This window comes from Nitrincola sp., assembly GCF_048264025.1.
In the GTDB taxonomy this organism is placed as follows: domain Bacteria; phylum Pseudomonadota; class Gammaproteobacteria; order Pseudomonadales; family Balneatricaceae; genus Nitrincola.
In genome coordinates, this window is the sequence record NZ_JBLXDN010000013.1 from 50,456 (window position 1) to 63,608 (window position 13,153).

The 13,153-nt window shown below is 50.8% G+C and carries 14 protein-coding genes; 2 read left to right on the top strand and 12 right to left on the bottom strand.

The features are described from left to right. Nucleotides 1-10: 10 nt before the first annotated feature. The 4 genes from ACN0R1_RS11285 to dapA form a co-directional block, all read right to left on the bottom strand. Nucleotides 11-958 (bottom strand): 2-hydroxyacid dehydrogenase, encoded by a 948-nt coding sequence (locus ACN0R1_RS11285; RefSeq protein ID WP_417582864.1) that lies wholly within the window; start codon nucleotides 956-958, stop codon nucleotides 11-13. Nucleotides 959-972: 14 nt separating this feature from the next. Continuing rightward, nucleotides 973-1,686 carry a phosphoribosylaminoimidazolesuccinocarboxamide synthase gene (purC, locus tag ACN0R1_RS11290; RefSeq protein WP_417582866.1) on the bottom strand — a complete coding sequence of 238 codons (714 nt, stop codon included), beginning with the start codon at nucleotides 1,684-1,686 and terminating at the stop codon, nucleotides 973-975. Nucleotides 1,687-1,750: 64 nt separating this feature from the next. Beyond that, nucleotides 1,751-3,166 (bottom strand): outer membrane protein assembly factor BamC, encoded by a 1,416-nt coding sequence (gene bamC / locus ACN0R1_RS11295; RefSeq protein ID WP_417582868.1) that lies wholly within the window; start codon nucleotides 3,164-3,166, stop codon nucleotides 1,751-1,753. Next, nucleotides 3,163-4,038, bottom strand: coding sequence for a 4-hydroxy-tetrahydrodipicolinate synthase (gene dapA, locus ACN0R1_RS11300; RefSeq protein WP_417582991.1), 876 nt, complete (start codon nucleotides 4,036-4,038; stop codon nucleotides 3,163-3,165). The genes bamC and dapA overlap by 4 nt, the downstream gene beginning before the upstream one ends. 192 nt (nucleotides 4,039-4,230) lie before the next feature. Here dapA and ACN0R1_RS11305 point away from each other — a divergent pair, with 192 nt between their 5' ends. Then, entirely contained in the window at nucleotides 4,231-4,698 is a 468-nt protein-coding gene (locus ACN0R1_RS11305; RefSeq protein WP_417582870.1) for a peroxiredoxin, read from the top strand. 24 nt (nucleotides 4,699-4,722) lie between these two features. Here ACN0R1_RS11305 and ACN0R1_RS11310 read toward each other — a convergent pair whose 3' ends face one another. Both ACN0R1_RS11310 and ACN0R1_RS11315 read right to left on the bottom strand, forming a co-directional pair. Continuing rightward, nucleotides 4,723-5,820 (bottom strand): AI-2E family transporter, encoded by a 1,098-nt coding sequence (locus ACN0R1_RS11310; RefSeq protein WP_417582872.1) that lies wholly within the window; start codon nucleotides 5,818-5,820, stop codon nucleotides 4,723-4,725. A gap of 30 nt (nucleotides 5,821-5,850) precedes the next feature. Continuing rightward, nucleotides 5,851-6,090, bottom strand: coding sequence for a sulfurtransferase TusA family protein (locus ACN0R1_RS11315; RefSeq protein WP_417582874.1), 240 nt, complete (start codon nucleotides 6,088-6,090; stop codon nucleotides 5,851-5,853). Nucleotides 6,091-6,209: 119 nt separating this feature from the next. Between ACN0R1_RS11315 and ACN0R1_RS11320 the strand changes: the two genes are divergently transcribed. Beyond that, the gene (locus ACN0R1_RS11320; protein ID WP_417582876.1) at nucleotides 6,210-7,652 is read left to right on the top strand and encodes a M48 family metalloprotease; all 1,443 of its coding nucleotides are present in this window, start codon (nucleotides 6,210-6,212) and stop codon (nucleotides 7,650-7,652) included. A 14-nt stretch (nucleotides 7,653-7,666) separates the two neighbouring features. Here ACN0R1_RS11320 and nadA read toward each other — a convergent pair whose 3' ends face one another. The 6 genes from nadA to tolA form a co-directional block, all read right to left on the bottom strand. Then, nucleotides 7,667-8,710 carry a quinolinate synthase NadA gene (gene nadA / locus ACN0R1_RS11325; protein WP_417582878.1) on the bottom strand — a complete coding sequence of 348 codons (1,044 nt, stop codon included), beginning with the start codon at nucleotides 8,708-8,710 and terminating at the stop codon, nucleotides 7,667-7,669. 98 nt (nucleotides 8,711-8,808) lie between these two features. Beyond that, nucleotides 8,809-9,504 carry a 7-cyano-7-deazaguanine synthase QueC gene (gene queC, locus ACN0R1_RS11330; protein ID WP_417582880.1) on the bottom strand — a complete coding sequence of 232 codons (696 nt, stop codon included), beginning with the start codon at nucleotides 9,502-9,504 and terminating at the stop codon, nucleotides 8,809-8,811. An 11-nt stretch (nucleotides 9,505-9,515) separates the two neighbouring features. Further along, complete coding sequence (gene ybgF, locus ACN0R1_RS11335; RefSeq protein ID WP_417582882.1) at nucleotides 9,516-10,307, bottom strand: tol-pal system protein YbgF; 792 nt, start codon at nucleotides 10,305-10,307, stop codon at nucleotides 9,516-9,518. Between the two features lie 10 nt (nucleotides 10,308-10,317). Further along, complete coding sequence (gene pal / locus ACN0R1_RS11340) at nucleotides 10,318-10,836, bottom strand: peptidoglycan-associated lipoprotein Pal (protein WP_417582884.1); 519 nt, start codon at nucleotides 10,834-10,836, stop codon at nucleotides 10,318-10,320. A gap of 58 nt (nucleotides 10,837-10,894) precedes the next feature. Further along, nucleotides 10,895-12,193 carry a Tol-Pal system beta propeller repeat protein TolB gene (gene tolB, locus ACN0R1_RS11345; protein WP_417582886.1) on the bottom strand — a complete coding sequence of 433 codons (1,299 nt, stop codon included), beginning with the start codon at nucleotides 12,191-12,193 and terminating at the stop codon, nucleotides 10,895-10,897. After that, a complete protein-coding gene (gene tolA, locus ACN0R1_RS11350; protein WP_417582888.1) occupies nucleotides 12,193-13,149 on the bottom strand; it encodes a cell envelope integrity protein TolA in 957 nt (318 codons plus the stop codon). Before tolA ends, tolB begins: the two co-directional genes overlap by 1 nt. Nucleotides 13,150-13,153: the final 4 nt, after the last annotated feature.

The following is a 13,153-nucleotide window of genomic DNA, read 5'->3' on the forward strand; positions in this document are numbered from 1 at the left end:
AGGTCCAGAATCAGTTGACACGACGCTGGTTGCTTCCCTGCAGCCAGGCCTGAATATTGTCACAGGTCTGGCGAATAATGGTTTCACGCGCCTGGCGACTGCCCCAGGCACAGTGCGGGGTAACCAGCAGATTAGGTATCTCCGGATCCAATAACAGGTTACCGTTTTGCGGCGGCTCTGCTGTCAATACATCCGTGGCCGCACCTGCCAAGTGACCAGAGCGAAGCGCATCAGCCAGGGCCGTTTCATTGACGATACCGCCACGCGCCGCATTTACCAGATAACTTCCCCGCGGCATTAGCGCCAGCGCATCAGCATCAATCAAATCACGTGTCGCCTCAGTCAGGGGACAGTGCAGACTTAATACATCGATCTGGGGCAACAACTCAGCTAGAGACAAGCGCCCTGTGGTTGGCTGTGTACCGGCTCGTGCGGCAATCAACACCTGCATACCAAAGGCTTCAGCCAAGCGCTTAACCTCAGCACCCAGCTCACCGTAACCAATAATACCCAGGGTTCGACCGCGCAACTCCAGAATAGGATAATCCAGCAAACAGAATTGTGACGACTGATTCCAGCGCCCCTGCTCCACTGCCGCTTTATAATCTACAAAGCGGGTATGCATAACCAGCATTAACATCAAGACATGCTGCGCGACCGATCCAGTACCATATCCCTGACAGTTATATACCGGAATACCCGCCGCGTTTGCCGCTTCGATATCGACGTTATTCACGCCCGTGGCCACAACACAAATCAGCTTGAGGCGATCAGTTGACTGAATCACCTCAGCTGGCACCAGCGCTTTGTTAGTAATGACTATATCAAAGCCCTGGATCCTGTCTGCAACTTGCTCTGGTAATGTGCCCGGATACACAACCAGCTCTGACAAACCGGTTTTAAGCGGTGCCAGATCAAGATCATCCAGGCTTAAACTGTCCAGAAATACGGCACGCATCAGTCAATTCACCTTTAACCAAAATCTATCCCAAGACGATGACCCACTTCTTCGTAGGCCTCGATTACACCACCCAGTCCCTGACGAAAGCGGTCTTTATCCATCTTGGTACGGGTTTGCTTATCCCACAGACGACAGCCATCGGGTGAGAACTCATCACCCAGCACAACCTGGCCGTTAAAGAGTCCAAACTCCAACTTGTAATCCACCAGCAGCAGGCCTGCATCATCAAACAGCCTTTTCAAGACACTGTTGGTTTTGAATGTCAGCGCCTTAGCCGTTTCAATATGCTCAGGTTCCGCCCAGCCGAAGGTCGCTATGTGTGATTCATTCACCATAGGATCGCCCAGGGCATCATTTTTCAGGAACATTTCGAAGGTGGGTGGATTCAAATCCAAACCCTCTTCAATACCCAGACGACGGCACAGAGAACCAGCCGCAATATTCCGAACCACACACTCGATCGGCATCATATCCAGACGCTTAACCAAGCTCTCATTATCTGACAACAAGGCTTCAAAATGGGTTGGAATACCCGCCGCTTCCAGCTTGTGCATAATAAAGGCATTGAATTTATTATTAACCATGCCCTTGCGATCAAGCTGCTCTACTTTTTTTCCATCAAAGGCTGAGGTGTCATCACGGAACACCATGACCATGCGATCAGGATCATCCGTTGTATAAACAGACTTGGCCTTCCCCGCATAAAGTGCTTCACGCTTTTCCATTCTTATCTCCAATAGTCAGCCCCCCCTACTGGTGGAGGACTGAAAGTAATTAAATACCTGTAGCCTATAATGTTTGCGGCAACTGGTCTTTGATCTGCCAGAGTATTTCTTCTGCGACTACGGCAGGTGCCGAGATGCCTTCATCGGTCAGAACTGTAACCATCACACCAGAGCGTGTACGACTCAGGTTAATCTGGTAACGACCCACATGTTCATACTCGCCGGTATTATTATTGAATACACCGCGCCCACTACCACCAAATACGAAGATAACACGACCGCCCAGCCAGATTTTGTAACCATCCTGGTTAGCCGGATTGTTTGGATCGTTCAAATCAGCCAGGACTTCTTCATCGCCAGCCAACTCATCTGACGTCAAGGCACCCCGTGACGAATAGACATTCTCTTCAGCTACATCATCTGATTCAAGCCCAAGAGCTGAGCTGATAAAGCTGGTACTCAACGTAATCTCTTCACGGTCTGAGAACAGCCAATCAAAGAACCCCTGACGACTGGTATCTTCCACTTGGGTAGTGGTAGTGAAAGTCATGTAGAAAACACCGGCCTGCTGATCACGAGTACCTACATCGAGTTCGGCTTTATCCAGGGCCGCATCGATCAGACTCCAAGCGCGATCGGCCGGCGCATTGACTCTAAGTGCGGGGTTACCCCGTGAATCACGTCCCAACTCAGCACGGCTAGCCCGCTGTTCCTGCATCGCCAGTAGAGTCCGTGCCGTTGTTGGTTCAGAGGAACGACTGAAGTAGCGCAGCATCTCAAACATCATATCGCTCTGATAGCTGATATCTGGCACACCACTGTCCCAATTAACCACTTCAGGTTCCTGACCTGATGGGTATTGAACATGCTTCATGCGAATGGAGGTACGTTCATAGTTATCTGGGTCCGGCCTTACAGTGACCCGGAGTTTGTTCTCTGCAGGACCATCCAGTGTTTGCAAGGTCAAACGACGCATCCAGCGATCTATGATGTTATAGTCCTGTCCATCAGTCTGAATCCAGTCAGTTTCAATCAACCCCTGGCGTGGATCAGTTCGTGCAACCCGCACTCCGTTGTAATCCCAGAAATCGATCACTTTAGTCCATACATCGGCAATCGGCTCGTCAACCATGATAACCCGTTCGCCTTCCAGGCGCTGAAGATTGACCTGATCTGATCCTGGATCTGCATAGAAAAACTCAGGCCGAGGCGCCTGAAAACGCCCCTGAATCCGAGTAGCTGTAATACCCACATCAGGCACTACCAGTTGCTCACGGGTTTCACGCGCCTGGATATTTGCAGGGATCTCCAACCGCTGACCTGCTTCTGCAAGTTCATAATCCTGGCTGCGATCACGTATAATTCCATGCTCACCGTAAACGGGATTTTTTACCGAGCCACACCCTATCGTAACAAGTACAACAGCCAGAAGAGGCAAGGCACAAACTTGCGCTAAATTCATTTTGTTATTAATAGTCATGCGATACCACTGTCTTTAAGAGCCTGGCGCACCACTTCATGGTACTGGGGGGAAAGTTGCGTGAGCGGTAAACGTATACCTGCCTGGATCAATCCCATTTCTACCATCGCCCATTTGACCGGAATTGGGTTGGCTTCAACAAACAAACGGGTATGCAGTGGCATGAGTTTATGTTGCAACTCACGAGCAGCATCAGCGCGCCCTTCCAGGCCCAGACGACACAGCTCGGCCATTTCGGCTGGTGCCACATTGGCCGTCACGGAGATATTACCCTGACCACCCAGAAGAATGAGCTCAATCGCTGTAGCATCATCACCCGAGTAGACGGCAAAGTTATCTGGCGTGGCTTCAATAAGCTCTTTAGCTCGCTCAAGATTACCGGTCGCTTCTTTAATGCCAACGATATTAGCCACAGACATCAGACGCAAAACCGTTTCTGGTAACATATCACAGGCAGTACGCCCCGGTACGTTATAGAGTATTTGAGGAATATCAACGGCCTCGGCAATGGCGCAGTAGTGCTGATACAAACCTTCCTGAGTCGGCTTGTTATAGTAAGGCGTCACCAGCAGACTGGCATCGGCACCGACCGCTTTTGCACCACGGGTCAGTTCAATCGCCTCACGGGTGGAGTTTGCCCCGGTTCCGGCAATGACTGGAATACGGCCAGCAACCTGATCAACAATAAAGCCAATCGCCTCAGTATGCTCTTTGCAGCTCAGTGTGGCTGATTCACCGGTAGTGCCTACAGCGACAATTGACGCAGTACCCTTCTGTATATGGAACTCAACCAGACGCTTCAACGCTTCCCAGTCAATATCTCCATTGAGGGCCATCGGGGTTACCAGCGCTACAATACTGCCGCGAATCATTTTATTCTCCATATTTATACCTAACGGTGGCGATCTAAATCTCACACCGGACGTAAACAGAAACAGAGTTAACCTGACGCTCCGCTTCTGTTATCGTTATCTTATCTGAATGACCCGTCATTCTAAACGAATAACGCCCCTTTAGCGTAGTGGCAGAAGCATTTTTCAACAGACTTTTTCCAGGAGCGAGTCATGAGTGAGCTTGTAACGGGTCATCCCGTGCCCAATTTCAGTGCCCCAGCGACCAATGAGACCACCTTTACCCTCAACGAGTTCAAAGGCCGTAATATCGTTATCTATTTTTATCCCAAAGACAGCACACCCGGCTGCACTACTGAAGGGCAGAACTTCCGCGATCTTTATGAGCAGTTTCAGGCACTGAACACAGAGATTTTTGGTGTTTCACGCGATGGACTGAAGAGTCATGAAAACTTTCGTGCCAAACAGGCTTTTCCGTTTCAACTTATCAGTGACAAAGACGAAACCGTCTGCAAACTGTTTGATGTGATCAAATTGAAGAAGCTCTATGGAAAAGAGCACCTGGGAATTGAACGCAGTACCTTTCTGATCGACAAAGCAGGCGTGCTACGACAGGCCTGGCGTAAAGTCAAAGTGCCCGGTCATGCAGAAGAGGTGCTCGAAAGCGTCAAAGCACTCTAAAGCGACTGACCTAGCAGGAACGAATTACCGCTCCTGCTCAACCTCCGAATCGACAACCTGTCCATCATGAGCATGCTCCATAGCTTTGGGCCAGGCATTCACCACAGACTTCACCAATGTAGCCAAAGGAATGGCAAAAAATACCCCCAGCACCCCCCACAGGCTACCAAACACCAGCACCGCCACTATTATGGATACCGGGTGCAGGTTCACAGCCTCTGAAAACAGAATCGGAACCAGCACATTGCCATCCAGCGCCTGAATCACAAAATAAGCCGTCATCAGTGTAATAAATTCACTGCCCCAGCCCCACTGAAAGAAGGCGACGCCAGCCACTGGCAGGGTTACGACGGCAGCCCCTATGTAGGGAATAATTACCGACAAACCTACCATCAACGCCAACAGCGCAGCATAGTTCAGCCCCATGAACGCAAATACGACATAAGATACTGACCCCACAATCAGTATCTCAATAACTTTACCGCGAATGTAATTGGCGATCTGTGCATCCATTTCAGTCCAGATACGTCGCATCATGTCACGCTTTTCTGGCAAATAAGCTGTCAGACTGCCGGCCAGGTAATTGCCATCGCGCATAAAGAAAAATACCAGAATCGGCACCAGAATAAGATAGATCAACAAGGCGACAATATTGGTAATGGAGTGTAATGAGAAGGTTAACGCCCACTGCCACGCCTTACCTATTTCAGCGGCCGCAATGGCTATTAACTGACGTATCTGTTGCTCAGCCACCAGCTCAGGGTATCGCTCAGGTAAGAGCAAGAGTACTTTTTGAATTTCAGACATGATGCGTGGTGCTTCATTCAGCAAGGTCACCAACTGTCGCCAGATCTGCGGCATAACCACTAGCATAAACGCCAGAAAAGCCGTCATAAAGCTGGTAAAGACTATCAACACAGATAGTTTGCGCGGCATAAAGCGATTACAGCGCTGCACAGCTCCCTGCATCAGGAACGCCAGTATAATACTGAAAAAAACGGGTGCCAGCGCTTTGCCTAGGGTCAGTATCACCACCAGGGCGCCAATCAACAAAAGAAACAGTAAGAGTGCCTCTTCATCCGAGAAGTAACGATGAATCCACTTACTGAAAATTTTTATCATAGGTAGAACTTCTCCTGAGACTGACGTCTATCAGCCACGACGGATTAAATAAATAAATTTGTTTTGATCCGTGAACGACTGCAACAATACATGGTCTGACTGATCTGTGTAGGCTTTAAAATCTCTGACGGAGCCCGCATCAGTGGCTATCACCTGCAGCAGTTGCCCAACGTCCATTTTGCTTAATGCTTGCTTGGCCTTCAACAAAGGCAGTGGGCAATTAAGCTCGCTGGCATCAAGCAGTTGATCTGGCTCTGGGTTAAATGACATACAAACCTCGGATTTCAATGCAGCAGACGGCTGAAGCTGCTGGACGTAATTGCCACGCTTAGATTAAAGTGCTGCCCATGGTATTACAACTGATCACTATGACAAACAAGTATCTACATTTGAGATTTATATTCTCAGTCACGCTGCTGTCCATTTGCTCAGGCTTGCTGTTCACCTCAGTCAGCAGCGCCTCAACCAACCTGCCAGTCCTGTCTGATCGCTCATCCGCGTCGGTGTCCATGGCATCCGAATACCGTCTTGGACGCAACTGGGCTCGCATGTTGCGAGGTAGCGCACCCTTACTGAACGATCCCCTGACCTTTCACTACCTGGAAGAGCTGCTTTGGGATCTCGCACCGCATAGCCAATTGTCAGATCGACGTCTGGAGCTAATCCTACTGGACAACCCGACCTTCAACGCCTTCGCTGTACCAGGCGGAGTCATTGGTGTGCATGCGGGGCTGATTACAGCGGCTGGGTCTGAAGATGAGCTGGTATCCGTATTAGCCCATGAGCTTGCCCACTTAAGCCAACGCCACTTTGCCCAGCGCATCGAGGAAGAACGACGCAACCGGCCACTGGTATTAGCCGGCATACTCGCCAGCATACTGATTGCCGCTGCTGACACTCAAGGGGGAGCGGCAGCCTTGTCTTCCACTATGGGGGCATCAGCGCAGGCACAATTAACATTTAGCCGACGTAATGAAGAAGAAGCCGACCGTGTGGGTATGCAAACCATGGTTGCCGCTGACCGTGATCCCAAAGCCATGCCACAGATGTTTTCACGCCTACAGCGCAGCTACCGCTTTTATGGTCAGCGCCCCCCAGAGTTTTTACTTTCTCACCCAGTGACTGAAGCACGCATTGCCGACTCACTAAACAGAGCCGAAACACTGCCCAATGTCAGCCACCGCGCCTACTCACCAGAGTTTGATATTATTCGTACCCGCTCAGAGGTGCACCTAAGTGCTCAACCCGGAGAAATATTAAAACGCTTTGTCGCGGATGTGAATAGCAGCAATCCAGCCGTCGCGCATTATGGTGCTATGCAGGCTGCCATGCGCACAGGTCAACTGGATGTCGCCAAGCAGCATTTCAATCAACTGCCTGAGCCATGGAAACGGCACACCTATGTAAAATTAAGCGAGATAGAATTATTGCTGGCGGAGAATGACTTTGCTCAAGCGGAGAGACGCTCTGACGAGATGATGGCCTTGTACCCAGACAGTATGCCAGTGATGAAAATACATGCACAGGTGATGCATACATCCGGACAACCTGAGCGCGCCATTCCCGTTTACAGACGCCTGCTGCAGGACTACCCGACGGATACTGACAGCTGGTACCAACTGGCTGAAGCAGAGGGCCTGACCGGCAATATCATAGGGGTGCACGAAGCGCGCATTGAATACTTCCTGCTGACCGGCAATATCGACAGTGCCATACAGCAGGTAACCTTTGCCAAACGCGAACCTAATCTTCAACCTTCGGATCTGGCCAGACTCGAACAGCTTGAAGCCGAAACACTGGAAATACGCCAGCAAATCAAAGAAGATTTATAGGCCTACGCCACGGATCACTTCAGCGGAAAATCCAACATACGCTGCAGAGGCACCCGGGCACGTTCGATCAGCTCTCGACTGACATGCACTTCCTGGTCACCCTTTAACAACACGTCCCGCAGGTTTTCCAATCCATTCATGGCCATCCATGGACAGTGAGCACAACTGCGACACGTAGCCCCTGTACCACCGGTTGGTGCTTCAATCAGGGTTTTACCCGGTGCAGCCTGCTGCATTTTGTAAAAAATACCGCGATCTGTGGCTACGATAAACATCGGGTTTGGCAAAGTAGCCGCGGCATTGATCAGTTGGCTGGTAGAACCTACAACATCGGCAAGCTCCACTACAGCTTCCGGTGACTCTGGATGTACCAGAACAGCCGCGTCAGGATAAACCGCTTTCAGATCACGTAACCCTTTAGCCTTGAACTCTTCGTGAACGATGCAAGCACCATCCCAAAGCAGCATATCGACACTGGTATTCTGCTGAATATACTCGCCGAGGTGTTTATCCGGGGCCCAGATTACCTTTTTGCCCTGCTCTGCCAGATGCTCGACCACTCGTAACGCAATACTAGAGGTCACGACCCAATCAGCCCGCGCTTTCACCGCCGCCGAGGTATTGGCATAAACTACCACCTCATGATCTGGATGTTGATCGCAAAAAGCAGAGAATTCATCGACCGGACAACCAAGATCCAGTGAGCAAGTGGCTTCGAGGGTCGGCATAAGAATGCGCTTTTCCGGGCTGAGTATTTTTGCAGTTTCGCCCATAAAGCGCACGCCCGCTACTAGCAGCGTTGAGGCTGGATGCTGACTACCAAAACGGGCCATTTCCAACGAATCCGAAACACAGCCACCACTTTGCTCCGCCAGCGCCTGAATGACTGGATCGGTATAGTAATGTGCGACCAAACAGGCATCTTTCAGCTTTAACAGCGACAGAATTTCGTCGATCAGTGCTGTTGTCTGCTGCTTATCCAACGCATCAGGTAAGTGCTCCTGAGCAAAATGTTCCTGCACAAGAATACGGTCTGCCAAATCTCGTTTACTTAGCATCAATAATTCCGAGTTGAATGTAGGGCCAGCAAGCCTTGGGCATGCATGAAAACCTGGCATTATAGCACAGAGAGGAAAACGAATAGACTGATAACCTGTCAGGGTTGATAGCGTGTCGGATCCGGCACACCAGCCTGCTCAAAACCCTTGGCACGCAGGCGGCAACTGTCACAGCGACCACAAGCCCGCCCCTCATCATCAGCCTGATAACAGGAGACCGTTTTGGCATAATCCAATCCAAGCGTGGCACCCACTTGAATGATTTGCGCTTTAGTAAGGTCTATCAAGGGGGTATGGATGCGTATTGGCTTACCTTCAACACCCTGACGTGTTGCCAGAGCAGCCATGGCTTCAAACGCACGGATAAACTCAGGACGACAATCCGGATAACCGGAATAATCGACTGCATTCACACCAATAAAGATAGCACTCGCATCCAAAACTTCGGCCCAACCCAACGCCAGAGACAGAAACACAGTATTTCGCGCAGGAACATAGGTCAGTGGAATTCCACCCTCTTGCACTTCGTCGCTATCCGACTCAGGCATACTGAGGCTAGGATCGGTAAGTGCAGACCCGCCAAAATCTTCCAGGTTCAGGCGTAGAACACGGTGTTCGACGGCACCGGCATCTATAGCAACGCGACGAGCAGCATTCAACTCAGTGAGTGAACGTTGACCGTAATCAAAACTGAGTACATAGCAGCTATAACCCTGATCTTTGGCCATAGCCAGAACCGTTGCCGAGTCCAACCCTCCGGACAGCAGTACAACGGCACGTTCGCCAGTCATCATTAACACCCTCTTCAATTACTTTCGATAGGTCGGAAACTTTGCGCCAAGGTCGCCGCAGTACTCTGAGGGAACTCGCTGATCACTCGCTGCATCATATGCCGTGAGCGCTCTTGTTCGCCCAATCTGGAAAAGGTCACACCCAGTTTGTACAGGGCATCAGGAACCTTGTGGTGGTTAGGAAACTCCTCCAACACAGTCTCAAACGCGACACTAGCCTGCTCCGGTGACTCGTTGGCCAGATGCAACTCACCCAACCAATAATAGCCATTGGCTGTATTAGCATGCTCAGGGTAACGTTGAACAAATGCTTCAAACGCTATGATGGCCTGATCAAACTCACGCGCTCTGACCAATGCAAAAGCATCATCATAAGCTTGCTGATCATCAGCAGAGGCTGGCTCAGCCGAAATGAGAGGTTCAGTATCAGTAGCTGGCGCAGGTGTATCGACAGGTTGGAGATCAGAAGGTGCAGACAGAGGTGGTAGCGCCTCAGAATCCATAGCCACCTGCATCAACACACTCAGGCGTCGATCCACATCACGATAACGGTCAGAGGAATCAGCTTCTAACCGCTGCAGTTTATGCTGCGTGGTTTCAAGCTCGCCACGCAAAAAGCGAACATCTTCCTGAAGCTGAAGTACCAGCTGAATCAGTTCACTTTGACCGGAAATACCGGCTGACGTTGCAGATGCAGCGCCAGCCTCGCTTCCCCTGATTTCGATCACCGGCACCTGAGCCTGTGCTGACAAAGTCAGCACAGCACACAAACACCCTGCAACTGTATATTTCAGTGAAGGATTCATAATTTATCTATCAGCGACTCAGGTATCTCAATTCAACACGACGGTTCTGTGACCAGGCACCTTCGTGATTGCCAGTTACGGACGGACGCTCTTCGCCATAGCTAACGGTTTCAATCTGACCGGCATTGGCACCATTAACAATCAACAGACGCTCAACAGCATTTGCACGACGCTCTCCCAGTGCCATGTTGTATTCACGTGTTCCACGCTCATCAGTATGACCGTCCAGTCTAACGCGTGCAGACGGATTTCCAGCCAGGTAACGCGCATGGCCTTCCAGATCAGAGAAAAATTCCTGGCGCACTACAGCACGGTCAAACTCGAAGTAAAATACATTTTTCAAAGTTGCTACTTCTTCCCAGCTGCCTGGCGTCACACCAGTGCCAGTTCCAGCTCCGTACGCACTGGTGTCAGTACCTGTACCACTCGTAGCTCCGGAATCAGTTTTACTACCGGTTGAACTACAACCAGCAGCAAATGCCATAACGGCAGCCAATGTCAGCGCTTTAGTTAAATGAACATAACGCATTTTTTTTCTCCTGTTGCCTGCTTTCAAAGCAAGCAATTCAATTTAAGGTTGATACAGTTTATTGCAAAAATGGTGACCACGCCGGCTCTCTGACATCACCCTGAGGAACCGGCATATTGAAACGGATACGCCCATCCAGAGATACCGCAGACAAAATACCGCGACCTCCATTCTGAGTAGCATACATCACAATGCTACCGTTCGGCGCAATGCTTGGAGACTCATCGTAATCACTGTTGGTTAAAATATCCAGACGTCCATTCTTAAGGTCCTGAACGGCTATCTGGAAACGGCGTGAACTGCCACGGTGAACCATGGCCAGAAAACGTCCGTCTTGCGTGAGACGTCCGCGAGCATTATAACTGCCTTCGTAAGTAACACGTTCCACTGAGCGTGACGACAGATCCATCCGGTAGATCTGTGGTGAACCGCCACGGTCAGAGGTGAAGTAGAGCGATTTACCATCTGGAGCCCAGAAAGGCTCCGTATCGATGGCGCTGTTCTGTGTCATTCGATCCAGCGCTCGGGTTCTCAAATCCAGCACGTAAATTTCAGGGTTGCCATCTTTGGACAAGACCATAGCCAGCTTGTGACCATCAGGTGACCAGGCTGGCGCACCATTCAAGCCAGGAAACGACTGTACCTGCTCGCGCTGCCCTGTTGCCAGATGTTGTACATAGATCACCGGGCGGGTAGTTTCAAAGGACACATAAGCCAGCTTAGTCCCATCAAATGACCAGGCGGGCGACAGAATCGGTTCATTGGACTCCAGAATGGTTCTGGCACGTTCACCATCCCAATCAGCCAACTGCAAACGGTAGCGTTGGTTTTCAGCATCACGACGATCGGCTGCCACATAGGCAATACGGGTAGAAAACGCGCCCTTGATACCAGTTAAGGCTTCAAAAACCACATCCGAAATATAGTGGGCCGCATCACGCAGGCTTTGATTGCCAGCAGACACTTCACGAACAAAAATACGTTCCTCTTTGAGCACATCGTATAGCTCAAAAGTAATCTTCATTTCACTGTCAGATAAGGGTTCCATGCGCCCTATAACCAGGTAATCCTGATTCATCATGCGCCAGTCACGAAAAAATACCTGCTCTTCCCGCTCAGGAAAGCTCAGCATATTTTCACGGCTCATCGATTTGAAAAACCCACTGCGCCCCAGATTCTGACTAATGATGCTGGCAATATCGTCAGGCAGTGCACTGCCACTCCACCCAAAGGGCGCGACAGCTACAGGTACTGGGCTATCGACGCCCTGGGTCACTTCCACCACCAACTGTTGCGCCATCAGCGATGAGCTAAAACAGAACATGAATAAAAATAATAGTTTTCTAAATAATGTCATTACCATCTCAACCCTTCAGGCCTGAAAATCACCTGTGTTCTTCTCAGACGACGCTCAAATAATATTGGTTCCACTTCAGCTACACGAGGTAAACGCTCTGTGCGTCTAACCGCTTGTTCCGCTGAACGATCAAATGCCAAATCGCCACTGCTTTGTACAATGCGCACATCAGCAATTTCCCCATTTGGCATTAGCTGTATTTCAACCGTTGCCTGCATTCCTGTCCGTGCGGTGGCTGGAATGTTCCAGTTTCTTGTCAGCATAGCACTAATATAAGAGCTAATATCACCAATCACCGCATTAGCGGCTGCCTGTGCTGCCTGCTGCGCTTCGGCTCTGGCCTCTGCTTCAGCCTGCGCCTGCGCTTCACGTTGCTGAGCCTCTTCTCGCGCCTTGGCCTCGGCAGCTTCCTGACGCTGACGCTCTTCAGCCTGGCGACGCTCCTCCTGCCGACGCTGCTCTTCAGCCGCTTGACGTTCAGCTTCTTCGCGACGCTGGCGTTCTGCGTCAGCCTGTTGTTGGCGCTCCTGCTCGGCGCGAATACGCGACTCGGCCTCCCGCTGAGCGACTAATTCCTGTTCACGCTGCTGCTCGGCTTCACGCTGCTGTTGTTGCTGGCGTTGCTGCTCCTGGCGTTGCTGCTCTTCTTGACGCTGTTGCTGTTCCTGCCTTTGCTGCTCTTCCTGACGCTGCTGCTCAGCCACAGCCTGCTCTTGGCGCTGCTGTTCGGCCTGACGTGCCTGCTCCTGTGCCCTGGCTTGTTCTGCCGCCTGTTGGGCAGCGGCCTGATCCGTCTGCAAGCTGCTCATATCAATCATGCGCGCCTGTAAGTGGCGTGGCTGTGGACGTTGCGCTTCGGAAAAATCAAACCACTGTCCAGCAATCATCGCCAGCATCATTACATGGACCAGGGTCGCCAGAATAACCGGTAATACATAACTACGATACTTGTCCACGCCC